Consider the following 23304-nt stretch of genomic DNA (forward strand, 5'->3'; position numbering starts at 1 on the left):
GAAGGTGGTGGACAATCGGCCCGGGTGGCGGTCGACTGGGGGCAGTGCGTCCAATCCGTGGGGGTGGGGGGTCATGTCGGCTGAACAGATGTCCAGACTCGACCGGGTCGACCGGGCGATCCTGCGGCTGCTGCAGCAGGACGGCCGCGCCTCGATACGCTCGGTGGCCGAGCGGGTGCATGTGTCCCGGGCGAACGCGTACGCCCGGATATCCAGGATGGTCGAGGACGGCGTCATTCGCGGCTTCACCGCCAGGGTGGACCACGAACGGGCAGGTCAGGGCGCGTCCGCCTACATCACCCTGAAAATCGTGCAGAACTCCTGGCGCACCGTGCGCGAGCAGCTGCTGGCCCTGCCGGGGGTCGCGCACATCGCCCTGGTCGGCGGCGACTTCGACGTCCTGCTGCTGGTGCACACCGCCGACAACCACGCCCTGCGGGAGCTGGTGCTGGGCAGCATCCAGTCCATCCCCGAGGTCCTCGGCACCCGCACCATGCTGGTCTTCGAAGAGACGGACCAAGTCCCGCCGGACTGACTCAGCGCGCCCGGAGGCCGTCGAAGGCCAGGTGGACCACCGCGTCCGCGACCCCGTCGGCGGACTTGAGGCCCGGCCGGTACCACTCCACGATCGAGTTGATCATGCCGAACAGCAGCCGGGTGGCCAGCCGCGGCTCGACGTCCGCCCGCAGCGCGCCGTCCGCCACCGCCGCCCGCAGCAGCTCGGCCACCTCGTGGTCGAAGTCCCGGCGGCGCTCCAGCGCCCACTGCTCGGTGGCCGTGTTGCCGCGTACCCGCAGCAGCAGGGTGACGTACGGCAGCTCCGCCAGCAGCACCTCGGCGGTCCGCCGTACGACGTGCTCCAGCCGCTCCACCGCCGGCCCGTCGACCGCGCCCGGCTCGGCCAGGATCGCGAACAGCCCGTCCAGCGCCCGTCCGACGGCGAGCCGGAGCAGTTCCTCCTTGCCCCGCACATGGTGGTAGATCGACGACTTGGAGATCCCGGCCGCACGCGACAGGTCCTCCATGGAGGTGCCGTCGTAGCCGCGCTCGTTGAAGACGTCGACGGTCACCGCGAGCAGGGACTCCACGGTGTAGGCGGTACGCGTGGTGTGATCGGCCATCCTCCGAGTATCCCCGCCCGCCCCTTCACGACCGCGCCCGGGTGGCCTGGTCCACACCAAATCCCGGCGGCAGACCCTAGACTCGGCGGACGATCCGTCCATGGCCGAGCAGGTGGGGTAAGTCGATGAGCGCAATACCGGCAGTCGAATCCGATCTGCCAGAGCAGCGCGACGGCGAATCGGCGGCCGCCCCCGCGGCCGACTGGCGCGAACGCGCCCGCGACCTGGTCCTGCGCTTCGGCCCGGCGGTCTGGTGCTACGCCGTACTGAAACTGGTCGGCTTCACCGTCTTCATGAAGCTGCTCTCCTTCTCCGGGGACTACCTCGAGAAGCACCCCCGGTTCGGCGGCGGCGCCAACCCCTGGGACGTGCTGGCCAGCTGGGACGGCTGGTGGTACCAGCAGGTCGCCCAGTTCGGCTACCACCCGGCGCTGGTGCCGGTGCCGGGCGGCACCCCGGGCTTCACCATCGAGCAGAACTCGGCCGCCTTCTTCCCGCTCTACCCCGGCCTGATGCGGCTGGTCTCGGAGATCAGCCCGTTCGGCCTGTACGGCGCCGGAATGCTGGTCTCGGTGGTCGCCTCGCTGTTCGCCGCGGCCGGCATCTACGCCGTGGTGGACAAGCTGGCCGGCCCGCGCGCGGGCGTGATCGCGGCCGGACTGTGGGCGATCGCCCCCGGCTCGGGGGCCGAGTGGGCGCTCTACTCGGACTCGCTGTTCATCGCGCTGGCCGCCTGGGCCTGCTACTTCGTGATGACCAAGCAGTGGGTGACGGCCGGGGTGATCACCCTGATCGCCGGCCTCAACCGGCCCACCTCGGCGGCGCTGATCGGCGCGGTCGGCCTGGCCGCGCTGGTGGAGCTGTACCGGCGGGACAGCGGGGTGCTGCGCCCGCTGACCGCGATGCTGCTGGCCCCGCTGGGGCTGCTCGGCTACGTCGGCTGGGTGGGCTGGCGGATGGGCGACTGGGGCGGCTACTTCACGCTCCAGCGGGACGCCTGGCTGCACTACTTCGACTGGGGCCAGGGCACCTGGAACGCGATCCGCGGCATCCTGCTGGGCCGCAACGACTACCCGTTCGCCTACCACACGTCGGACATGCTGGCGACGCTGCTGGTGCTGAGCCTGCCGGTGCTGATCGTGCTGCTGATCCGGCTGCGCCCGCCGCTGGTGCTGACCGCCTACACCCTGGCGACCATCGTCTCGGTGCTCGGCAGCCTGGGCATCTTCGGCAACACCTCGCGCTACCTGCTGCCGGCCTTCCCGCTGCTGATCGCCCTCGCGGTGGCGATGCGCAAGCTGAGCTGGCCGGTGCTGGCCGGGGTGCTCGGCACCGGCGCGGTCGCCTCCGGCTGGTACGCCGGCTACGTGATCTTCGAGCTGGGCATCCCGTAACCCCGGCGCCACCGTCCGACAGGGGCTCCTCCGATCCGGGGGAGCCCCTTGGCGTCGTTCCCGCCGTTCACGATTCGCCCTCTTGAGCCGACCGATCGTTCGGTTACTCTGTGACGTGTCCCGTCCTCCCCTCTGAGGAGCGCACACCATGTCCGCAGCGGTCACCCACCCCCACGTCGCCGAGCTCGTCGAACGCCACCGGGCCACCCTGGAGGCCGCCGTCGACGCCGCCGCCAAGCGCGACTACTGGTCGCCCTACCCCGAGTTCCCCAAGGCCTACGGCGAGAGCGCCGCCGCGGACGGCAAGGCCGCCTTCGACTCGCTGCTGAACCGGCCGTTCGAGCTGCCCGGCCACCCCGCCGACGGCGACCTGGTCGGCGGCGAGGCCTCCCCGTACGGCCTGGAGCTGGGCGTCGGCTACCCGCACGCCGGTCCGGACGCCCTGATCGCCGCGCTGACCGCCGCCCGCCCGGCCTGGGCCGCCGCCGGCCCGCTCGCCCGCGCCGCGGTCTGCCTGGAGGTCCTGGCCCGGATCAACGCCCGCTCGCACGAGTTCGCCAACGCCGTCATGCACACCACCGGCCAGGCCTACCCGATGGCCTTCCAGGCCGGCGGCCCGCACGCCCAGGACCGCGGCCTGGAGGCCGTCGCCTACGCGTACACCGAGCAGACCCGGCTGCCGCAGAGCGCCGGCTGGACCAAGCCGCAGGGCAAGCGCGACCCGCTGGTGATGACCAAGGAGTTCACCGTCGTCCCGCGCGGCCTGGCGCTGCTGATCGGCTGCAACACCTTCCCCACCTGGAACGGCTTCCCCGGCCTGTTCGCCTCGCTGGCCACCGGCAACCCGGTACTGGTCAAGCCGCACCCGCGCGCCGTCCTCCCGCTGGCGCTCACCGTCCGGATCGCCCGCGAGGTGCTCGCCGAGGCCGGCTTCGACCCCAACCTGGTCTGCCTGGCCGCCGAGCACGAGGGCGGCACCGTGGCCGCCACCCTGGCCGTGCGCCCGGAGATCAAGCTGATCGACTACACCGGCTCCACCGCCTTCGGCGACTGGCTGGAGGAGCACGCCCGGCAGGCCGAGGTCTACACCGAGAAGGCCGGCGTCAACACCGTGGTCGTCGACTCCACCGGCGACTACAAGGGCATGCTCGGCAATCTGGCCTTCTCGCTCTCGCTGTACAGCGGCCAGATGTGCACCACCCCGCAGAACCTGCTGATCCCACGCGGCGGCATCGACACCGACCAGGGCGCCAAGTCCTACGACGAGGTGGTCCGCGACCTCGCCGCCGCCGTCGAGGGCCTGCTCTCCGACGACGCCCGGGCCACCGCCGTGCTCGGCGCCGTGGTCAACCCCGGCGTGCTGCGGCGCTCGGCCGCCGCGGCCGGCGGGGAGTACGGCGAACTCGCCCTCGCCCCGCGGGCGGTGGAGCACCCGGAGTTCCCCGGCGCGACCGTCCGCACCCCCGCGCTGGTCAAGCTGGACGCCGACAAGCCGGACGACCGCGCGGTCTACCGCAGCGAGTGCTTCGGCCCGGTCTCCTTCGCCGTCGCGGTCGAGAACACCGCCGCCGCCGTCGAGCTGCTGCGCGACACCGTCCGCAGCCAGGGCGCGATGACCGCCTCCGGCTACACCACCTCGCCCGAGGTCGAGGCCGCCCTGGTCGAGGCCGCCCTCGACGCCGGCGTCTCGCTCTCGCTCAACCTCACCGGCGGGGTCTACGCCAACCAGACCGCCGCCTTCTCCGACCTGCACGGCACCGGCGCCAACCCGGCCGCCAACTCCGCCTACTGCGACGGCGCGTTCGTCGCCAACCGGTTCCGTACCGTGGAGGTCCGCCGGCACAGCTGATCGCCCGCTCGCCTCCGGTCCCCGGCCACGCGCCGGGGACCGGAGATTCACAACGTCACTCCCGGGCAGCGATGATGGAGGCGGGCAGACGCCACACCCGGCGTCCATCCGCTGTTCGAGCACCGGGAGCTGATACATGAGCGAGAAGCAGACCGTCACCGACGTCATCGTGGTCGGCGCCGGACCGACCGGACTGCTGCTGGCCGGCGACCTCGCCGCCGCCGGGCTGGACGTCACCGTGCTGGAGAAGCGCGCCGCCGAGTCCAACCTCACCCGGGCCTTCGGCGTGCACGCCCGCAGCCTGGAGCTCCTGGACGCCCGCGGCCTCGCCGACGAGCTCATCGCCACCGGCACCCCGCTCGGCCACCTGCGGCTCTTCAACAAGCTCCGGGTGGACCTCACCGACCTCCCCACCCGCTTCCCCTTCGTCCTGATCGCCCCGCAGTACCGCACCGAGCGGCTGCTGCACGACCGGGCGGTGAAGGCCGGCGCGACGATCCTGCGCGGCGCCGAGGTGACCGGCCTGCGCCAGGACGCCGAGGGCGTCACCGTCGAGACCGTCGAGGACGGCGCCACCACCACCCACCGGGCCCGCTACGCGGTCGGCGCCGACGGCGTCCACTCCACCGTCCGCGAGCTGCTCGGCCTGCCCTTCCCCGGCGAGTCCGTGGTCGAGTCGGTGCTGCTGGCCGACGTCCGGCTGGAGCGCGAGCCGGACGAGGCGGTCACCGTCGGCGCCAACGAGCACGGCTTCTCCTTCCTGGTGCCGTTCGGCGACGGCTGGTACCGGATCATCGCCTGGGACCGCGCCGAGCGGTTCGCCGACGGCACCCCGCCCCCGCTCGACGTGCTCGCCGACATCGCCCGCGACACCCTCGGCGAGGACTACGGCCTGCACGAGGTCCGCTGGAGCTCCACCTTCCACAGCGACGAGCGGCAGGTCCCCGACTACCGCTCCGGGCGGGTCTTCCTGGCCGGCGACGCGGCCCACTGCCACTCCCCGGCCGGCGGCCTGGGCATGAACACCGGCCTGCAGGACGCCGCCAACCTCTCCTGGAAGCTCGCCGCCGCCGTCCGCGGCCGGGCCACCGACGCGCTGCTCGACACCTACCAGACCGAGCGGCACCCGGTCGGCAAGGCGGTGCTGCGCACCTCCGGCGCGCTGATCCGGCTCGCCCTCGCCCAGTCCGCGGCCACCCGGGCGCTGCGCGGCGCGCTCGCCTCGATCGCCGAGCACGTCGACCTGGTCGTGGAGCGCGGCGCCCGCACCATCTCCGGCATCGGCATCGCCTACCCCGCGCCCAAGGACGCCCACCCGCTGGTCGGCAAGCGCGTCCCGGACCTGCGGCTGACCGGCCTGGAGCCGCCGCGCGAGGGCACCCCGGCCGCGCCGCAGCGGCTCTACGAGGCCCTGCGGGCCGGGGAGTTCGTGCTGGTCAGCAATGACGAGGTGGCGGCCGCCGACCCGTGGGCGGACCGGCTGGTCACCGCCGCCCCGGCCGACCCGCACGGCAAGCTGCGCGACACCGTGCTGCTGATCCGCCCGGACGGCTACGCCGCCTGGGCCGCCGTCGACCCGGGCGCCGGCGAGCTGCGCGCCGCGCTCACCGAGTGGCTCGGCGAGGCCTGACCCACCGGGCCGGCCCCGGGGGAGTCACCCCGGGGTCAGCCCTTGGCCTTCTCGTAGTGCCGGGCCGCCTTCGCCCGGTTGCCGCACACCGCCATCCGGCACCAGCGGCGGCGGCCGTTCTGCGAGGTGTCGAAGAAGTGCAGGATGCAGGCCTCGTGCGCGCACTTCTTGATCCGCGCCGGCCCCTGGGCCAGCAGCCCCAGGAAGTCGTCCACCGCCAGCCAGGCGGCCAGCCGGTGCGGCTCGTCCATCTCCACCCGGTCCACCGGCCCGGCCGCCGAGGCCTCCCGGCGCACCCGCCCGTGCCGCAGCACCGCGTCCAGCCCGGCCAGCTCGGCGGCCCCGGGCAGCCGGCCCGCGTCCAGCTCGCGGACCGCCGCCGCCAGCGCCTCCCGCGCCTGCCCGACGGCGGCCAGCCCGGCCTCGTCCGCCGCGCACCGCTCGGCGAGACCGGCCGAGGAGAGCCAGATCGCGTAGCCCTCCGGCGCGGCCAGCAGGTCGTTGACCGGCACCCCGGCCCACCGCGTGTTCAGCAGGTCGAGCGCGAGCGGCTCACCGAGCAGCGGGCGCGGGTCCCGCGGGTCTGCTGTCCGCTCCGTCATCGCCACTCCCAAGCTCTCGGACGGTCCCCGAGTCTACGTCCGGCCGCGCCCGGACGGTTCCTGGCCGGAACAGGACAGTGCACCGGCCGGATCCCGTTGCCCGTCCGGGCAGCGGGCGGTCTGTTTCCGTACTGTTTCAAGATCGCTCACCGGCAGGCCCACCCCCCGTGACCACTGTCATACGCACGACTGATGACGTAGCCTCTCGACCGTGCATAGGGTTCCCCACAGCTCGGCGAGGCCGTTGACGGCGCGTTCCGGCGCCGCTCCGGGTCTGCCGGACCCGCTCGGTGGGGAAGGTAACCACATGGCCTCACAGCACCCCCAGGACGCACGACTCAGACTGGTCGGGCCGCGCCAGGACACACCCGCGCCCGCTCCCCGGCCACCCGCTCCGCCGCTGTCGCCCGCCCCGACGCCCGGACGCCCGAGCCCCACCGGCGGCTTCGCCGACACCCTGCACGTGGCGATCGAGGCCAGCGGCCTCAGCCTGGACCGGATCCGCGCCGCGCTCGCCCAACGGGGCGTCAGAGTCAGTGTCACGACGCTGAGTTACTGGCGGCGCGGGCGCAGCCAGCCCGAGCGCGCCAGCTCGCTGCGCGCCGTGCACCTGCTCGAGGAACTGCTCGGCCTGCCGCACTCCACGCTGTCCGCGCTGCTCGGCCCGCCCCGCCCGCGCGGGCGCTGGGCGGCCAACGCCAGCACCAGCCATCTGCGGCTGGAGGACGTCTGGCCGGGCGAGCGGGACATCTCCGACGTGTTCGCCGAGCTGGACGCGCCGCCGGCCGGCGAGCTGGAGCGGCTCTCGGTCCACGACTCGTACTACGTGGACGCCGACCGGCGCGGCAACCTGCTGCGGATGCGTCAGGTGGTCCGCGCCACGGTGGCCGGGGTGACCCGCTGCCTGGTGGTGCACAAGGCCGACGAGGAGGCGACCGGCTGCCCGGAGATCACCGGGGTGCGGCACGGCCGGCTCGGCCGGGTGCGCCGCCGCCAGGAGGCCGGGCTGATCGTCGGCGAGGTGATGCTGGACCGCCCGCTGGGCCTCGGTGACAGCACCGTCTTCGAGTACGAGGTGGAGATCCCGTCCGGCGGCGCGCAGACGACCGAGTACAGCCGCCGCTTCGCCACGCCGGTGCGCGAGTACGTGCTCCAGGTGCACTTCGACCCGGCGACCGTGCCGGTGCACTGCGAGCGGTACGACCGTGACCCGGGGGCGGACGTCGACCGCCGCCGCGAGCAGCTCTGGATCGGCGCCTCGGCCAGCGCCCATGTGCTCGCCCCCGACCAGCAGCCGGGCCACATCGGCATCCGCTGGGAGTGGGAGTAGCCGTACCGCGGCCCGGCGCCCGCGCGCCCGCTCCTCCGTCCGCACCCTCCGCACGCTTGTCATGGCAAAGCCATACTCTGGAAACCTAACCATTGAAACCGGCAGTACCGGTTGACCGTCTCCCGATCTAACCACTACCGTCGCTCGTAACGGTTAAGTGTGGCGCCCCGAGGCGCCCTGACCACGGGAGTGATCAGGCATGTCCGGCACCATCAGCAGCACCCTGCAGACCGGCCACGTGGGACTGAACGTCACCGACCTGGCCCGCTCGACCGCGTTCTACCGGCGCGTCCTCGGCCTGGAGCTGGTCAAGGAGGGCACGGACCCGGAGCGCCGCTTCGCCTTCCTCGGCCGCGACGGCCGCCTGGTGCTGACTCTCTGGCAGCAGAGCGAGGGCTCCTTCCCCACCGGCGCGCCCGGCCTGCACCACCTCTCCTTCCAGGTCGACTCGCTCGACGAGGTCCGCGCCGCCGAGGCACTGCTGCGCGAGCTGGACGCCTCCTTCGCCTACGACGGCGTCGTCCCGCACGGCGAGGGCACCGCCTCCGGCGGGATCTTCTTCACCGACCCGGACGGCGTCCGGCTGGAGATCTACACCCCGGCCGGCGTCGACGGGACCGGCGCCGAGGCACCCACCGCCTCCGCCCCGACCTGCGGCTTCTTCTAGGGACCCGGGGGAGGCACCCGCGATGACCACCGCCGCCACGCCGTACCACCCCGGCGAACGGGCCGTCCAGGACCGGGCCGGCCGGACGGACCGCGCCGACCACTCCGGCCGCGCCATCGGCAGCACCGTCCCGCCGGTGGCCGCCCGCTTCCTCACCGAGCGGCGGGTGCTGGTGGCCGGCGCGGCCGACGCCGACGGCCGGCTCTGGGCCACCCAGCTCAGCGGCCCGGCAGGCTTCCTGCGGGCCGCCGACGAGCGGACCGTGACGGTGGCCGCCCACCCGGCCGGGGACGACCCGCTGGCGGCCGCGCTGGCCGGCCCCGCCCAGGTGGGCACCATCGCGCTGGACCCGGCCGGCCGGCGCCGGATGCGGGTCAACGGCCGCTCCGTGCCGGACGGCCGGGGCGGCCTGGTGATCAGGGCCGACCAGGTCTACGCCAACTGCCCGAAGTACATCCAGCGCCGCAGCCCGGTGGACCGCCCGGGGGCCGGCGCCCCGCGCCTGCTGGCGGCCGGCTCCGCGCTGAGCACCGCCCAGCAGCTGCTGGTGTCCACCGCCGACACCTTCTTCGTCGCCACCACCGGGCCGGACGGCCGGATGGACGCCTCGCACCGCGGCGGCAACCCCGGCTTCCTGCGGGTGCTCGCGGCGGACCGGCTGCGCTGGCCCGACTACGCGGGCAACAGCATGTTCATGACGCTGGGCAACCTGGAGCTCGACCCCCGGGCCGGGCTGCTCGTCCCGGACTGGGAGACCGGCGGCGCGCTGCTGCTCACCGGCGAGGCCCGGACCGACTGGGCCGAGCCGGCCGCCGCCGGGCTGCCGGGCGCCGAGCGGGTGGTGGACCTGACGGTCACCGGCGTCCTCGAACTGGCCGACGCCACCCCGCTGACCTGGACCGGGCCCGAGTACTCGCCCGCCAACCCGCCCGCCAACCCGCCGGCCGTCGCGCACCCCGTCCCCTGACACCCCGCCACCCCGTCTAGCGCCTCCCGCTTCCCCGCGCCACACCCGGCACGCTGAATGGCCGTCACCCGTTCGGAGTAATCCACCGTGCCGATCATGCGTCCGCTTTGGGACTTTGGTCCCGATACCACGCGGTGTGTCCCTGGGAAGGACCGTGCTGTCACGCCGTCAGCGGCCTGACCTGCACCGTCCCCCAGCAGGAGAGACAAGAGGCGGAGAATGACCCGAACCGAGCAGCTGACCCCCCTGGTGGAATTCGCCGAGGTGGAGCCGGACGAGGACTGCATATGCGGGGGCTGCCGCGCCCGCCGTCGCGCCCGGCTGCACGCCGCGCCGGTGCACGAGGGCGGACACGCGGCAGCCCGCAGCGTCCGCCGCCGGGCCGCCGTGCTGATGGCCGCCGTCGGCACCGCCCTCGGCGGCGGCGCCGCCGGCGCGGCCACCGCCGTCGCGGCCCCCGCGCCGACCCCGTCCCCGGGCGGTTCCAGCAGCCCCCGCGCCGACACCCCGCAGGGCGAGGTCAGCGGCCTCTACGGCGATTCCCCGAGCGCCCGTTCGTTCGCCGCGCCGCGCGCCTCGGCCGCGCCGGTCACCCGGGCCCAGATCATCGACCGGGCCCAGCGCTGGGTCGACCAGAAGGTCCCGTACAGCATGAGCCGGTACTGGTCGGACGGCTACCGCCAGGACTGCTCCGGCTTCGTCTCGATGGCCTGGGGGCTGGGCAGCAGCCAGACCACCTGGACCCTGCCGAACTTCGCCGAGCGGATCACCAAGGCCGACCTGCAGCCCGGCGACATCCTGATCTACAACAACCCGTCCAGCCCGCAGTCCGGTTCGCATGTGACGATCTTCGGCGGCTGGACGGACTCCAGCCGCACCCGCTACATCGCCTACGAGCAGACCTCCCCGACCACCCTCAAGCGCTCCACCCCGTACGCGTACTGGAACAACTCGGCCTCCTACGTCCCCTACCGCTACAAGGGTCTCTCCACCGGCGGGGGCGGCGGCAGCACCGGCGGTTCGGGCTCCTCCTCGACGGCCTTCCCGGGGGCCGGCTCGTTCGGCCCGGGCGCCAACAACGCCCACGTCACCCAGCTCGGCCGGCTGCTGGTGCAGCGCGGCGGCGGCCGCTTCTACAGCGAGGGCCCCGGCCCGCGCTGGGGCGAGGCCGACCGGCGGGCCACCGAGGCCTTCCAGCTCGCCCAGGGCTGGCGCGGCAGCGAGGCGGACGGCATCCCGGGCAAGGCCACCTGGGACTACCTGGTCAACGGCAAGGGCCGCGACATCGACGGCGGCACCCCGCTGCCGCCCCCGCCGGTGAACCCGCCCGTCAACCCCGGCACCGGCGTGCCGGCCTTCCCGGGCGCCGACAAGTTCGGCCCGGGCGCCGGCAACGACTGGGTGCGCCAGCTCGGCGAGCAGCTGGTCCGCAAGGGCTACGGCCGCTTCTACACCCAGGGACCGGGCCCGCGCTGGACGGACGCCGACCGGCGCAATGTGCAGGCCTTCCAGGAGGCCCAGGGCTGGCGCGGCGCCGAGGCGGACGGCTACCCCGGTCCGGACACCTGGAGGCGGCTGTTCTCCTGACGTCCCGCTCCTGACGTCCCGTTCCTGACGTCCCCCGCCCGGGCCCGGCCCGGCCGCCGGTTCAGACCGGCGCGCCGGGCGGGCGCCCGGACATCCAGTGGAACAGCCCCATCGCCACACTGGTCGCCAGGTTGAAGCTGGAGACCCCGGGCCGCATCGGTACCGCGACCAGGTGGTCGGCCCGCGCCTTCAGCTCCGCCGTCACCCCGTGCCGCTCGGTGCCGAAGGCGAGCACCGCGTCGTCCGGGAAGGCCGTCGCCCGGATGTCCGCGCCCTCCGGGTCCAGCACGTAGAGCGGGCCGGCCGGCAGCTCCGGCAGGGTCAGCCGCTCGACGGCGGTCGCGAAGTGCAGGCCCGCGCTGCCGCGCAGCACCGCCGGGTGCCAGGGGTCCAGCTCGCCGGTGGTGACCACGCCCGCCGCGCCGAAGCCGGCCGCGAGCCGGATCACCGCGCCGACGTTGCCCAGGTTGCGCGGGTTCTCCAGCAGCACGACGGGCGCCCGCCGGGGCCGGACGGCCAGCGCGGCACGGTTGGCCCCGGCGGTGGGCCGCACCGCCAGCGCGATCACCCCGGTCGGGTGCAGCCGGGGCGCCAGCGTGCGCAGCGCGGCCTCCGGCAGTTCGGCCGCCAGCGCGTCCAGCGCCGGTGCCACGTCCGGGGCGAGTTCGGCGGCGAACGCCAGCAGCGCGGCCCGGTCGGCGGTCAGCACCTGCCGGACGGCGCCGCCGAACCGCAGCGCGTGCTTCAACGGGTGGAACCCGTCCAGCAGCACCGTCCCCGGCTCCTCGGCCCCGGCCCGCCAGGCCCGCAGCAGTTCCTCGTTCATCCCGCCCACTCTGCCATCCCCGGCCGCAGCGGCCTCAACGCCCGGTGGGCTCCGGCTCGCGCTGCTCGACGGCGGCCGCCGTGCCACCGCCGCGCAGCGCCCGTTCGAGGTCCTTCAGCGCCTGGAGCAGCAGCCGGGTGCCGGAGCGCACGACGTCCCGCTGCACCCCGGGCGGTTCCTCGGCGAGCCGCCGCTCCAGCCGCTCCTGCGCCTCCCGGACGGCGCCGAACTCCACCGGCTGCCCGGTCAGCAGCGCGCCGGCCGCCAGCGCGGTGGCCAGCCGCAGCTCCTCGGCGAACTCGGCCGCCCCCGGCACCGGCTCGGCGTCCGCGCCGGGCAGGTGGGCCTCCAGCAGCACGGCGACCCGTCCGAGGTGGCCGACCGCCGCGCGCGCCCGGTCCAGCTGGCGCCGGCTCACCCCGGGCAGCCCGGAGGCGTGCCGGCCGGGCTCGGCGTCCGCCCGCTGCATCGCCTGGAGCAGTTCCGAGCGGGCCTCCCGGGAGTCCAGCAGCGCCGAGCGGACCTCCCGGCCGCGCGGCGCGGCGGGCCGCTCGTAGACGGCGATCACCTCGGCCGCGTACCGCCCGGCGGCGGCCAGCCACTCGGCCAGCCGCTCGCCCAGCCGGGCGGTCTGCCAGGTCGGGAAGAGCGCGTAGACGAGCAGCGCGATCGAGCCGCCGAGCAGGGTGAGCCCGACCCGCTCCACCGCCGTGGCCAGCGGGTTCCCCTCCTGGAGCCCGAGCAGGAAGACCACGTAGGAGGAGATGCAGGTGGTGATCACCGCGTAGCCGGTGCGGAAGGTCAGGTAGGCGCCGCCGATCGAGAGCACCGCGAGTACGGCCAGCACCCACTCACCGGGCCGGGCCAGCTGCACCACCAGGGTGGAGGCGGCCACGCCGACGACCGTCCCGGCCAGCCGGGCCACGCCCCGGCTGTAGGTCTGCGCGAAGTCCGGCCGCATCACCATCGCGGCCGTCATCGGCGCCCAGTAGCCGTGGTGGAAGCCGGCCAGCCGGGCCAGCAGATAGGCGGCGGTGACCACCCCGGTCAGCCGCACGGCGTGCTGGAACACCGCCGAGTGCGGATGGAACTGCCGCCGCACCGCGCGCAGCGCCGTCGGCAGCATCCGCACCAGCGGCGGCTTGCGCAGCGCTCCGCCGGGCTGGACGACGGGGGTGTCGATGGTGTCCTCGGAGGCCCGGTCCAGCGCGTCGGCGGCCTTGCGGAGCAGCCCGGCGAGCCGGCGCGCGGCCCGGCGGGCGGCGCCGCGCAGCTCCGGGCCCTCGGTGCGGGCGACCAGGGTGAGCGCCGGCGCCGAGCGGGGCAACTGGAGCGGGTCTCCGGTGCGGATCGCCCGGGCCAGCGCGTCCATCGCCTCGGCGGAGGCGGCCAGCACCTCCCGGGCCCGGTCGCGCTCCGGGCCCTCCTCGGGGGCGCCGACCTTGGGGTCGGCGATCGCCGCCAGGGTGGGCCGGATCCGCTCGGCGAGCCCGCGCAGGCCGCGCAGTTCGGGCGGTCGGCGCCGGTCCTGCCAGGGTGTCAGCGCGGCGGCGTGCCGGGCCTCCATGAACGGTTCCGGGTCCACGTGCGCGGTCGGGTCCTGGCGCAACCGGCGCGCGTAGTCGGCGAGTTCGGCGTAGGTGTCGGCGAGCGCCTCGCGCTGGGCGGTCCAGCTGCCGATCGGCCAGACGGTGATGACCAGGGCCTGGGCGGCGCCGCCGAGCGCGCAGACCAGCCCGTGGCCGAGCGCGGTGAGCGGGCTGACCGGCAGCTGGACGACGATCAGCATCACCGAGAGGGTGTTGGCGGCGACCACCCCGGCGGTCGGCCCGATCGCCCAGGCGAGTCCGGCGCCGAAGGCCCAGACCGCCAGCAGCACCGGGAACGCCCCTGTCACCCCGGCGGCCAGGTAGCCGAGGAAGGTGCTGACGCCGAGTCCGACCCCGGCGGCGACGGCGAGCGTGGCCCGGGGCCGGAAGCTGCGCTGGAAGGTCGCGGTCCCGGCGATGAACGCGCCCATCGCGGCCGAGGTGGCGAGCCGGGCGTCGCCGAGCGCGAGGGTCGGGAAGAGCACCAGGGCGACGGCGAAGGCACCGCGCACCGCCCGCTTGGGGTCGGTGAGCGTCCGGTCGATGGTCAGTCCGGTCCGCGCGGTGTCTCGAAGCGCGGCGAACCAGGACATACCGGTCAGCTTAGTGGCGGCGCCCCGGCCCGATCCGCGCGACCCGCTCCCCGGCCCACAGCAGCGCCGCCGTCGGCAGGAACACCGCGTCCGCCGCGATCATCGCCAGCGAGAACACCGGCAGCCCGAGCAGCACCGCGATCCCCACGTGCTCGGCCATCATCACCACCAGCAGCGCGTTCTTGATCCGCCGGCTCAGCAGCGTGAACGGGAAGGCCACCTGGAGCAGCACCGTCCCGTAGGTGATCAGGAACACCGGCAGCAGCGCCCCGCCGACCAGCCCGGACAGCCCCGGCCAGGGCGTGAAGTAGTCCAGGTGCAGCGGGTAGTACAGCGCGGTGCCGTCCTGCCAGCGCGAGCCCTGCACCTTGTACCAGCCGGCCGTGGCGTAGATCAGCACCACCTCGACGGCGATCACCAGCATCGCGCAGTTGTGCACCATGGTCGCCAGCGCGTCCAGCACCGCCCTGGTCTCGCCCTCCGGCGCCAGCCGGTCCACCAGCCACCAGAGCCCGGCCACCGCCCAGAGCAGCCAGAACAGCGCCCCCCAGCCGACGTACGGGAACGCCGGGACCGTCCAGTCCAGGCTCGTCCCGGCGAAGCCGCCCAGCCGGCAGACCAGCAGCACCGCCCCGAGCACCGCCCACAGCGGCACCCCGGCCACCCCGTCCCGACCGGAGCGGGCCCGCCGGGCGTCCAGCGACCACACCTCGGCGCACCGGGTGAAGACCAGGTACACCGCCATCAGGTGGACGATGTTGTCGCCGCCGTCACCGAGGAACACATTGCGGTTCTGCAGCGACAGCACGGTGACCAGGAACAGCACCGTGGCCGCCCTGGTCCGCCAGCCCAGCAGCACCGCCAGCGCGGCCAGCGCCGCCAGGTGGTAGACCAGCTCGAACCAGGGCCGCCCGCCGAACCAGGGCAGCACCGTCAGCGCCCCGTTGTCGGCCAGCAGCCGCTCCGCCAGCTCCATCGACCAGGGCGAGGTGTCGCCGTACAGCAGCCGCCGGTTCGGCCACTCGCGCAGCAGGTACGCCAGCCAGACCAGCCCGAAGCCGATCCGCACCGCCGCCGCCTGGTACCGCCCGAGCACCCGGCCGGCGAACACCTCGAAGGCACGGGCGGCCGACGCGGCCAACGCGTCCTGGCCCGGCCGTCGCGCGGCGGCCGGCGCGCCGGCACCGTCCCGCGGGCCCGGCTGGCGGGGCACTCCGTCGACCGGCCGCTCCGGCGCCCCGGCCGGGGGCGGGCCGCTCACCACAGCCCCCGCAGGTCCGCGTCCCGCACCGGCCACCAGGGCAGCTCGCGCACCTTCGGCGCGGGCGGCGCCGCCTCCCCGCTCCACTCCGGCGGCGCGATCGTCGCCGTGGTCACCCGCAGCTCGACCGCCACCACCGGCCGCCCGTCCACGCTGCGGCCGATCCGCTGCACCGCGATCCGCTTCAGGTACTCCTCGGCCAGCCGCCCGCGCGCCGTGGTCGGCGACTCGTCCTCGGCGCTGTGCGAGCCGTCGTAGAAGTCCCAGGCCCGGCGCAGCAGGTTCTGGTCGGCGTGGCCGGGCGCCGGATTGCCCCGGATCGCCGCGATGTCCCGCGCGGTCAGCCCCACCCAGTCGTGCACCACGGCGTCGCCGTCCGCCGACGCCGTGCGCACCCGGGCGTCCACCGCGACGTTCTGCTGCAGCGGATTGGGCGCGAACAGCTTCCAGTTCTGCTCGAACTCCGGGTAGATCAGGCCGTCCAACTGCTCCCGGTACTCCCGGGAGAGCGAATTGGCGGGAGCCACGTGCAGGAAGACGGCGCCGAGGAACAGCCCGGTGGCCGTCACCAGCACGACGGCGGCCGTGCCCAGGACGACCCGGGCGGCCGTCGACCGGACCCGGCGGACGGGCGGCTCGTGCGGTCTCTCGGCGTTCTCGGCGTCCTCGGCACTCTCGGCCATGAACTCCCCCGGGGACGGGTGGGGCCGGCACCGCGCCGGCCCGGTCGCGCGCCCATCCTGCCCTACTCCCGGCGCCCTGCGGAGCCCCGGTTCCCCCCGGTCCCCCGCTACAGGACGAAGGCGTCCCGGCCGTCGCTGCTCACCATCGGACGGCCCGCGCCGTCCCAGGCGTACATCCCGCCGTCCACGTTGACCGCGTCCCGGCCGTTCTGCACCAGGTACTGGACGACCTGCGCGGAGCGCCCGCCCACCCGGCAGAGCACGTACAGCTTCCCGTCCGGCAGCTCACCGAGCCGCGCGACCACCTCGCCGATCGGGATGTGCAGCGCGCCCTCCACATGACCGGCGTCCCACTCGTCCTGCTCGCGGACATCCAGCAGGGCGGCCTCGGCGGGCACGGCGGCGGCGTCGATGGTGGGGATCTGCGCGAACATCGTCTGGTTCTCCTGGGCGTCGGGATCGGCCCCGCCATTGTCCCCCACCGGGCCGCCGAGCAGGTTCGCCAGCTCGGCCTGCTGGGCGGCGGCCTTGGCCAGCAGCTGCTCGGCCAGCTCGGCCAGCAGCCCGTCCGGGTCCTGCGGGGCGAGCGCCAGCAGCTCACCCATCGCGCTGCGCTCCAACCGGACCTGTTCGGCGGCGAGTTCGCCGATCCGGCCGGTCAGCCACTCCAGCCGGCGGCGCAGCCAGCCGAGCCGGTCGGGGGAGTCGACGGCGGGCGCCGCCTCGGGCGCGGTGGACCACTCGGCGGCCAGCGCCTCCAGCGCGCCGGTGTCGCCGTACGCGTAGGCCTCGTTGACCCGGGCCAGGAACGCCGCCCGGCGGCCCTGCTCCTCCGGGTCGGTGGACAGGTCGGGGTGGGCGCGGCGGACCAGCTCGCGGTAGATCCGCTGGGCGTCCCGGCCGGGCCGCACCCGGGCCGGCGCGGCCGGCGGCGGCGGGGTCTCGCCCTGCTCGCCGCGCTCCCGGACGCTGTCGAACAGCGCGTCCAGGTCCGGCAGGTCCTCGACCCGCCCGCGCGCCTCGTGGGCCCGCCGCAGGTCCTCCGGGTCCCCGGTGCGGGCGGCCACGGCCTCCGCGAGCAGCGCGTCCAGCTCGTCCAGCCGGGCGTACAGCGGCCCGAGCAGCTGGTGGTGGATCAGCGCGAAGTTGTCGATCTCGACCCGCAGCGTCCGCACGTCGACGTCCATCGTGAGCCAGGCGAGTTCGGCGGCCTCGACCCGCTCCTCCAGCTCCTGCTGTTCCGGATCCGTCCAGCGGACGGGGATCTGCGCGGTCACCTCTCGCCTCCTCCTGCGTGCCGTCCTGCGACCCTACCGCCCGCCCGCGCGGTGCCATCGCGGGGTGGACGGGGAGTGCGGACCGGCGCACGGCACGTGACACGCAACTGATACCGAGGAATCTCCCCGTTTCGCTTTCGACTCCCGCCCCGTCCGTGCTTCGCTGGTATCCGCACAGCGTGCCTTCCTCCGGAGAAACGGCCGTCTCCCGACACGGCGGCCAGGCGGGAGCAGACCGAATCCATGGTGGACGATCCCAACTCCACACCGCGTCCGGCGGGCACCGACCCGGGGCCCGGCCCGGCACCGGGTGACCAGCCGTCAGGGGTGGCCGCCCTGGTCCGGCTCGCCCTCGTGCTGATCGACCGCGACGGGCGGGTCACCCAGTGGAGCCGGGCCGCCGAGGAGCTGTTCGGACACCGCGCCGAGGCGGTCCGCGACCGCCCGGCCGCCGGCCTGCTGCCCGCCGCCGCGCCGCGCGGCGGGCCGGGCCCGGCCGCGCTCCCGGGCGCAGGCCGCCTCCGGGACACCTTCACCACCCTCGCCGGACTGACCGCGGCCGGCGCCGCCTGGGCGGGACAGCTGCCGGTGGTCGACCGCGAGGAGCACCTGCGGGACGTGCTCTGGTGGGCCTACCCGGTGGACGGCCCGGCCGGCGGACTGCTGGCCCTGGCCGCCGACGCCCGGCCGCTGCGCTCCTCCGGACCACGGCTGGCCGTCGGCGAGCGGCAGCTGCCGTTCGCCGCCGCCCCCGGCGCCCTGGGCGGCTTTCACCGGCTCTCCGCCGCGCTGACCACCCCCGGCCGACCGGTCCCCGAACCGCTCGCCGCGCTGCTGCCCGGCTCCGCCGGACGCCGCGGACCGCTGCTCGCCGCGCTGGCCCGGGCCGGGCTGCCCGCCCTGCGGCTGGACCCGGCCACCGTGCTGCCGCTGCGCCCGGCCGACCCGGCGGCCGGCACCGCGCACGCCGCGGCCGGGATCGGCCGCCGCTACCCGACCGCGCAGCAGCGCACCGCCCGGCTCGGCCCACCGCCGCAGCCCGAGCAGTCCGCGCCAGGCCGCCGCCCGGCCGGTCCGCTGCCCGTCCAGCGCGAGTCCACGGCCCCGCAGGGCGCCGCCGCACAGGCCGCCGCCGCCCCGACCGCGGCCACCCCGGCGGCCGGCCTCGGCACGCCGGCCGCCGGCCCGGTCGTCCCGGCGCCGCCGAGAGGAGGCACCACCATCGAGCAGACCACCGTCGGACCGCCCGCCAACGGGCACCGGCTCCACCCGGGCGAGCCGAGCGCGCCCCCCGCCGCCGTGCCGCCGCCCGCCGCCGTGCCGCCGCCCGCCGCCGTGCCGCCGCCCGCCCCCGCGCCGCCGCCCGCCCCCGCGCCGTCGGCCGGCCCCGCGCCGTCGGCCGGCCCCGCGCCGTCGGCCGGCCGGTTCGGCCCGTTCCTCACCAACGGCCACGCCGGCGAGCAGCTGGCCCTGCTCAACGAGGTCGGCGGCAAGGTCGGCACCACCCTCGACCTCGGCTTCACCGCCCACGAGCTGTGCCGGGTGCTGGTCCCCCGGGTCGCCGACTTCGCCTGCGTCGACCTCGTCGACGGCCTGATCTCCGACTCCGAGCTGCCCGAGGCCCGCCCGGACGACGACACGATGCTCCGCCGGGTCGCGCTCGCCTGCAACGAGTCCACCGGCCAGTGGGACCACGTGCTCGCCGAGGGCTCCCTGGTCGCCATGCCCCGCCGCACCCCGCCCGGCATGGCCCTCCAGCTCAACCAGCCGGTGCTGGTCCCGGTGATCGCCCGGGACGTCGCCGTCGACTACGCCGCCGCGCTCGGCGGACCGGAGCTCGTCCCGGTGGTCTCCGGCCGCTCGATGCTGGTGGTACCGCTCTCCGCCCGCGGCACCGTGCTCGGCATCCTCAAGCTGCTCCGGCTCCCCGACCGCGGCCCCTTCGACGAGGGCGACGCCGCCACCCTCAAGGAGCTGGCCGCCCGGGCCGCGCTCTCCCTCGACAACGCCCGGCTGCACCGCGCCGAGTCCCGGGTCGCCACCACCCTCCAGCGGTCGATGATCCCGACCCGCCCGCCGCAGATCCCCGGCGTCCAGATCGCCCACCGCTACCTGCCCGGCGACTCCCGGGCCGAGGTCGGCGGCGACTGGTTCGACGCGATCCAGCTGCCCGGCAGCCGGGTCGCCCTGGTGGTCGGCGACGTCATGGGCCACGGCCTGCACTCGGCCGCCGCGATGGGCCGCTTCCGCACCGCGATGCAGACCCTGGCCGCCCTCGACCTCCCGGCCGGCCAACTGCTGCGGCACCTGGACAACCTGGCCCACAAGCTCGGCGACGACCACCTCGCCACCTGCCTGTACGCGGTCTACGACCCGATCAACCGGACCTGCGAGCTGGCCAGCGCCGGCCACGTCCCGCCGGTCCTGGTCCACCCCGACGGCACCGGCGAACTGCTGGAGATCCCGGCCGGCGCCCCGATCGGCGTGGGCGGGGTCCCGTTCGTCGCCAAGACCATCGACGTCTCGGACGGCTCGATGCTGGTGCTCTGCACCGACGGCCTGGTCGAGGTGCGGGGCGGCGACATAGGAGCGGGACTGGCCGCGCTCTGCGGCAACCTGATCGACCCCACGCAGAGCCCCGAGCAGGCCTGCGACGTGGTCCTGGACCGGCTGCACTCGGACGACCGCAAGGACGACGTGGCGCTGCTGGTGGCCCGCTTCGACGGGGTCGCGCCGAGCGAGGTCGCCACCTGGGACCTCACCGTCGACCAGCGCGAGGTCGGCCGGGCCCGCGTCCTGGTCCGCGAGCAGCTCGCCGCCTGGCACCTGGAGTCGCTCAGCGACACCGTCGTGCTGCTGGTCAGCGAGCTGGTCACGAACGCCGTCCGGGTCGCCCGCGACCGGGTCCAGCTCCAGCTGATCCGGGTCGACAAGCTGCTGGTCGAGGTCAGCGACGACAACCACAACCTGCCCTCGCTGGAGCCCGCCGAACAACTGGGCGAGACCGGCCGCGGCCTCACCCTGGTCACCAAACTCGCCGACCACTGGGGCACCGCCCGCAAGGCGGTGGGAAAAGTGGTCTGGTTCGAACTGCCGCTCTGATAGGAGCCCACTCGCCTCCGGGCCGCTCGCGGGCCGCGTGCCCGGGGCGCTCGGGGCGCGGGCGGCTACGGGACGGCGGCGCCGGCCGGGGTGCGGCGGCGGGCCTCGGTGGCCGCCTCCAGCGAGGCGGTGGCCGCCGCCACCACGGCGGCCGCCCCGACCCCGGCCAGCACCCGCGGCCAGAAGTCCCCGAACACCTCCACCGAGACCGCGATCAGCAGCGCCGCTGTCACCGCGACCACGTGCTCCATGCCCGCCAGGTTCGGCAGCACGACCGCCTCACCGACCATCAGCGCCACCACCAGCCCGGCGGTGAACCAGGCCCGGCAACGGAACGCGATGCAGATCGCCAGCGCCACCACCGCGGCCGACGGCCCGGTGTCCCGCACGTGCGCGACCCACTTCGGGAAGCCGAAGAGGTGGTCCGGCCCGATCGCCACGCCGACCCGGGCGAACAGCGTCCCGGCCAGCGTGCAGGTGTAGGCCACCACCAGGGTCAGCCGCCGGCCGAGCACGATCTCGGCGATCCCGAAGACCACGAAGACCTGCGCCAGCGCCCCCCACACCGGCAGGTCCAGGGCCGGCACGTACAACGACAGCGGCGTCCGCAGCAGCGAGACCTCCAGCGGCAGCGCCGCCTTCACCACCCCGATCTGGGTGACGAAGCGCTCCCCGCCCGGCAGGTGCTGGACGATGCTGAACAGCAGAATCAGACAGGTCGCCGCGGTGGCCAACGGGACGGCCGCGAACTTCTTGCGGACCACCTGCTCCCGGACCGTACCGAACAGCGTTCCCCACTCGGCGACAGCGGCCTCTCTGGCAATAGCCACCGGCCCCTTTCGCACGCCCCCCGCGTGGGTGCTCCGCATCACAACCGGTTCTCCAAATCCCCGTCGGCGCAAGCGCCTTCCCGACTACCCCCACATTAGAAGCCGCTTATCGAATCCACATCGGCATTTGTGCCGATCCCCGTCATCCTCAGGGGGGAGGAGCCACCCCGAAATCCCCCCATCCGGACGACCGGTCCCCTCCGCCCCCCGGCGGAGGGTCTACCCCTTCCCGCCCCGTGCCGCCACCGGCACGCGGGGCGCCTCGACGGCGGGCGGCCCCTGGTGCCGGCGACGGAACAGCGCGGGCAGGCTCGGTGCGGTGATGAAGCCCTCGGCCCGGGCACTGGCGATGCCGATCCGCGGAATCTCGCTGCTCTTCTCGAAGAGCAGATAACGCGGCTCCCAGATCGGCCGGTACTTGGCGTTGGCCCGGTAGAGCGATTCGATCTGCCACCAGCGCGAGAAGAAGCCCAGAACGGAACGCCAGAGCCGCAGCACCGGTCCGGCGCCGAGCTTCGAGCCGCGCTCGAAAACGGAACGGAACATCGCGAAGTTCAACGAGACCCTGGCCAGATTCACCTCGCGGGCGCGCTGCAGGAGTTCGATCACCATGAACTCCATCAGGCCGTTCTCGGTGTCCCGGGCCCGGCGCATGAGGTCCAGCGAGAGCCCGTCCACACCCCAGGGCACGAAGCTGAGCAGCGCCTTCAGCTCGCCGTCGGCGTCGTGGCACTCCAGCATCACGCAGCGCCCGTCGCCCGGGTCGCCGAGCCGGCCCAGCGCCATCGAGAAGCCGCGCTCGGTCGCGCCGTCGCGCCACTGGTCGGCCTTGGCGACCAGGTCGGCCATCTCGCTCTCGGGGATCTCCTCGTGGCGGCGGATCCGCACCGTGTACCCGGCCCGCTTGACCCGGTTGTACGCCTGGCGCACCACCCGCATCGCCCGGCCGTCCAGCGAGAACTCGTCCAGCTCGACGATCGCCTCGTCGCCCAGCTCCAGCGCGTCCAGGCCGTGCCGGGCGTAGATCACGCCGGCCTCCTCGGAGGCGCCCATCACGGCCGGCGCCCAGGCGTGCTCGCGGGCCTCGGACAGCCAGGCGTCGATCGCGCCCGGCCAGGCCTCCGGGTCGCCGATCGGGTCGCCGGAGGCCAGCGAGACACCGCCGACCACCCGGTAGGCGACCGCCGCCTTGCCGCTCGGCGAGAAGATCACCGCCTTGTCCCGGCGCAGCGCGAAGTAGCCGAGCGAGTCCCGCTCGCCCTGCTTGTCCAGCAGCACCCGCAGCCGCTGCTCGTCCTCGGCGGTGAGCAGTTCGCTGCCGCGCGGGCTGCGGAAGGCCACGTAGAGGACGAGCAGGAAGAGCAGCGCGCCCATCGCGTTGATGACCGCGTTCACCCAGGTCGGCGCGTCGATCACGGAGCGCAGGTGCTCGGACGGGGTGATGGTGATCATCCGGCCGACCGAGTAGCGGAACATGTCCCAGAAATCCGCGTCCGGCAGGTCGTTGGTCAGCGCGACCAGGCCGGCGCCGACCACGCCGCCGAAGCCCAGGCCGGCCACGAAGGTGGCGGCGGCGGTCTTCGGGTTGGAGCGGTCGCCCTTGGAGGTGAACTCCTTCCGGCCGATCAGCAGCGCCAGCACGAAACCGCAGGTCAGCACGGTGGAGACATAGTTCAGCGGGTGCCGGTCGAAGCCCTCGTCGGTCAGCAGCATGGCGGCCAGGTAGAGCAGCGCGAACAGGCCCGCCAGCGCGATGTTGAAGATCCACGCCGCCCGCTTGCGGCGCCGCATGGCGATCGCCAGGAAGACCGAGAGCACCGCGCTGCTCAGGCCCGCGGTCATCAGGTAGGGGGTGAAGTACTCACCCTCGTTGTGCGTCTCGACCTGGTCCCGGAACTGCGCCAGCACCACGGTGACGAGGTTGAGCAGGGCGATCAGCCGCAGGTACCAGACGGTCGCCGCGGCGGCCCGCGGGCGCCAGCGCGCCATGAACGCG

General features: G+C 74.7%; 18 protein-coding genes. 9 read left to right on the top strand and 9 right to left on the bottom strand.

The genetic code is table 11. From position 1 onward, the window contains the following. Positions 1-88: 88 nt before the first annotated feature. Positions 89-535 (top strand): Lrp/AsnC family transcriptional regulator, encoded by a 447-nt coding sequence (locus ABTX81_RS10775; protein ID WP_350543015.1) that lies wholly within the window; start codon positions 89-91, stop codon positions 533-535. 1 nt (position 536) lies between these two features. On the opposite strand, the gene ABTX81_RS10780 is transcribed toward ABTX81_RS10775, so the two are convergent. Next, positions 537-1121 (bottom strand): TetR/AcrR family transcriptional regulator, encoded by a 585-nt coding sequence (locus tag ABTX81_RS10780; RefSeq protein ID WP_350543017.1) that lies wholly within the window; start codon positions 1119-1121, stop codon positions 537-539. A 125-nt stretch (positions 1122-1246) separates the two neighbouring features. On the opposite strand from ABTX81_RS10780, the gene ABTX81_RS10785 reads away from it, so the two are divergent. From ABTX81_RS10785 to ABTX81_RS10795, 3 genes are all read left to right on the top strand, one after another. Continuing rightward, positions 1247-2515 carry a putative hexosyltransferase gene (locus ABTX81_RS10785; RefSeq protein ID WP_350543019.1) on the top strand — a complete coding sequence of 423 codons (1269 nt, stop codon included), beginning with the start codon at positions 1247-1249 and terminating at the stop codon, positions 2513-2515. A 148-nt stretch (positions 2516-2663) separates the two neighbouring features. After that, positions 2664-4364, top strand: a complete 1701-nt coding sequence (paaN, locus tag ABTX81_RS10790) for a phenylacetic acid degradation protein PaaN (protein WP_350543021.1) — start codon at positions 2664-2666, stop codon at positions 4362-4364. A 136-nt stretch (positions 4365-4500) separates the two neighbouring features. Then, positions 4501-5994, top strand: a complete 1494-nt coding sequence (locus tag ABTX81_RS10795) for an FAD-dependent oxidoreductase (RefSeq protein ID WP_350543023.1) — start codon at positions 4501-4503, stop codon at positions 5992-5994. Positions 5995-6029: 35 nt separating this feature from the next. Here ABTX81_RS10795 and ABTX81_RS10800 read toward each other — a convergent pair whose 3' ends face one another. Then, positions 6030-6596, bottom strand: coding sequence for a CGNR zinc finger domain-containing protein (locus ABTX81_RS10800; RefSeq protein ID WP_350543025.1), 567 nt, complete (start codon positions 6594-6596; stop codon positions 6030-6032). 307 nt (positions 6597-6903) lie between these two features. Here ABTX81_RS10800 and ABTX81_RS10805 point away from each other — a divergent pair, with 307 nt between their 5' ends. From ABTX81_RS10805 to ABTX81_RS10820, 4 genes are all read left to right on the top strand, one after another. Continuing rightward, positions 6904-7926: a hypothetical protein gene (locus ABTX81_RS10805; protein WP_350543027.1), complete on the top strand. Its 1023-nt coding sequence runs from the start codon at positions 6904-6906 to the stop codon at positions 7924-7926. A 199-nt stretch (positions 7927-8125) separates the two neighbouring features. Beyond that, positions 8126-8593, top strand: a complete 468-nt coding sequence (locus tag ABTX81_RS10810; protein WP_350543029.1) for a VOC family protein — start codon at positions 8126-8128, stop codon at positions 8591-8593. A gap of 22 nt (positions 8594-8615) precedes the next feature. Continuing rightward, complete coding sequence (locus tag ABTX81_RS10815; protein WP_350543031.1) at positions 8616-9560, top strand: pyridoxamine 5'-phosphate oxidase family protein; 945 nt, start codon at positions 8616-8618, stop codon at positions 9558-9560. A 219-nt stretch (positions 9561-9779) separates the two neighbouring features. Beyond that, positions 9780-11147, top strand: a complete 1368-nt coding sequence (locus ABTX81_RS10820; protein WP_350543033.1) for a peptidoglycan-binding protein — start codon at positions 9780-9782, stop codon at positions 11145-11147. A gap of 61 nt (positions 11148-11208) precedes the next feature. Here the strand turns inward: ABTX81_RS10820 and ABTX81_RS10825 are convergent, their stop codons facing one another. The 5 genes from ABTX81_RS10825 to ABTX81_RS10845 all read right to left on the bottom strand — a co-directional run bounded on the left by ABTX81_RS10825 (position 11209) and on the right by ABTX81_RS10845 (position 17376). Continuing rightward, on the bottom strand, positions 11209-11973 hold the full coding sequence (locus ABTX81_RS10825; RefSeq protein WP_350543035.1) for a TrmH family RNA methyltransferase: 765 nt from the start codon (positions 11971-11973) through the stop codon (positions 11209-11211). 34 nt (positions 11974-12007) lie between these two features. Beyond that, entirely contained in the window at positions 12008-14155 is a 2148-nt protein-coding gene (locus ABTX81_RS10830) for an FUSC family protein (protein ID WP_350543037.1), read from the bottom strand. 10 nt (positions 14156-14165) lie between these two features. Next, complete coding sequence (locus ABTX81_RS10835) at positions 14166-15296, bottom strand: HTTM domain-containing protein (RefSeq protein ID WP_350543039.1); 1131 nt, start codon at positions 15294-15296, stop codon at positions 14166-14168. Between the two features lie 116 nt (positions 15297-15412). Then, positions 15413-16099 (bottom strand): DUF5819 family protein, encoded by a 687-nt coding sequence (locus ABTX81_RS10840; protein ID WP_350543041.1) that lies wholly within the window; start codon positions 16097-16099, stop codon positions 15413-15415. Between the two features lie 107 nt (positions 16100-16206). After that, positions 16207-17376 (bottom strand): rhodanese-like domain-containing protein, encoded by a 1170-nt coding sequence (locus tag ABTX81_RS10845; RefSeq protein ID WP_350543042.1) that lies wholly within the window; start codon positions 17374-17376, stop codon positions 16207-16209. Between the two features lie 243 nt (positions 17377-17619). On the opposite strand from ABTX81_RS10845, the gene ABTX81_RS10850 reads away from it, so the two are divergent. Beyond that, complete coding sequence (locus ABTX81_RS10850; protein WP_350543044.1) at positions 17620-20478, top strand: SpoIIE family protein phosphatase; 2859 nt, start codon at positions 17620-17622, stop codon at positions 20476-20478. A 65-nt stretch (positions 20479-20543) separates the two neighbouring features. On the opposite strand, the gene ABTX81_RS10855 is transcribed toward ABTX81_RS10850, so the two are convergent. After that, positions 20544-21308: a hypothetical protein gene (locus ABTX81_RS10855; RefSeq protein ID WP_350543046.1), complete on the bottom strand. Its 765-nt coding sequence runs from the start codon at positions 21306-21308 to the stop codon at positions 20544-20546. A gap of 219 nt (positions 21309-21527) precedes the next feature. Then, positions 21528-23297: a phosphatidylglycerol lysyltransferase domain-containing protein gene (locus ABTX81_RS10860; protein WP_350543257.1), complete on the bottom strand. Its 1770-nt coding sequence runs from the start codon at positions 23295-23297 to the stop codon at positions 21528-21530. Positions 23298-23304: the final 7 nt, after the last annotated feature.

It is taken from the genome of Kitasatospora sp. NPDC097605 (genome assembly GCF_040302725.1).
Taxonomy (GTDB): domain Bacteria; phylum Actinomycetota; class Actinomycetes; order Streptomycetales; family Streptomycetaceae; genus Kitasatospora.

What these genes read in the sequence shown, in the direction of transcription:
- ABTX81_RS10840 (WP_350543041.1), bottom strand. Translation starts at nt 16,099, where the DNA reads ATGGCCGAGAGTGCCGAGGACGCCGAGAACGCCGAGAGACCGCACGAG.
- ABTX81_RS10775 (WP_350543015.1), top strand. Translation starts at nt 89, where the DNA reads ATGTCCAGACTCGACCGGGTCGACCGGGCGATCCTGCGGCTGCTGCAG.
- ABTX81_RS10810 (WP_350543029.1), top strand. Translation starts at nt 8,126, where the DNA reads ATGTCCGGCACCATCAGCAGCACCCTGCAGACCGGCCACGTGGGACTG.
- ABTX81_RS10795 (WP_350543023.1), top strand. Translation starts at nt 4,501, where the DNA reads ATGAGCGAGAAGCAGACCGTCACCGACGTCATCGTGGTCGGCGCCGGA.
- ABTX81_RS10815 (WP_350543031.1), top strand. Translation starts at nt 8,616, where the DNA reads ATGACCACCGCCGCCACGCCGTACCACCCCGGCGAACGGGCCGTCCAG.
- ABTX81_RS10805 (WP_350543027.1), top strand. Translation starts at nt 6,904, where the DNA reads ATGGCCTCACAGCACCCCCAGGACGCACGACTCAGACTGGTCGGGCCG.
- ABTX81_RS10825 (WP_350543035.1), bottom strand. Translation starts at nt 11,973, where the DNA reads ATGAACGAGGAACTGCTGCGGGCCTGGCGGGCCGGGGCCGAGGAGCCG.
- ABTX81_RS10800 (WP_350543025.1), bottom strand. Translation starts at nt 6,596, where the DNA reads ATGACGGAGCGGACAGCAGACCCGCGGGACCCGCGCCCGCTGCTCGGT.
- ABTX81_RS10780 (WP_350543017.1), bottom strand. Translation starts at nt 1,121, where the DNA reads ATGGCCGATCACACCACGCGTACCGCCTACACCGTGGAGTCCCTGCTC.
- paaN (WP_350543021.1), top strand. Translation starts at nt 2,664, where the DNA reads ATGTCCGCAGCGGTCACCCACCCCCACGTCGCCGAGCTCGTCGAACGC.
- ABTX81_RS10820 (WP_350543033.1), top strand. Translation starts at nt 9,780, where the DNA reads ATGACCCGAACCGAGCAGCTGACCCCCCTGGTGGAATTCGCCGAGGTG.
- ABTX81_RS10850 (WP_350543044.1), top strand. Translation starts at nt 17,620, where the DNA reads ATGGTGGACGATCCCAACTCCACACCGCGTCCGGCGGGCACCGACCCG.
- ABTX81_RS10860 (WP_350543257.1), bottom strand. Translation starts at nt 23,297, where the DNA reads ATGGCGCGCTGGCGCCCGCGGGCCGCCGCGGCGACCGTCTGGTACCTG.
- ABTX81_RS10830 (WP_350543037.1), bottom strand. Translation starts at nt 14,155, where the DNA reads ATGTCCTGGTTCGCCGCGCTTCGAGACACCGCGCGGACCGGACTGACC.
- ABTX81_RS10785 (WP_350543019.1), top strand. Translation starts at nt 1,247, where the DNA reads ATGAGCGCAATACCGGCAGTCGAATCCGATCTGCCAGAGCAGCGCGAC.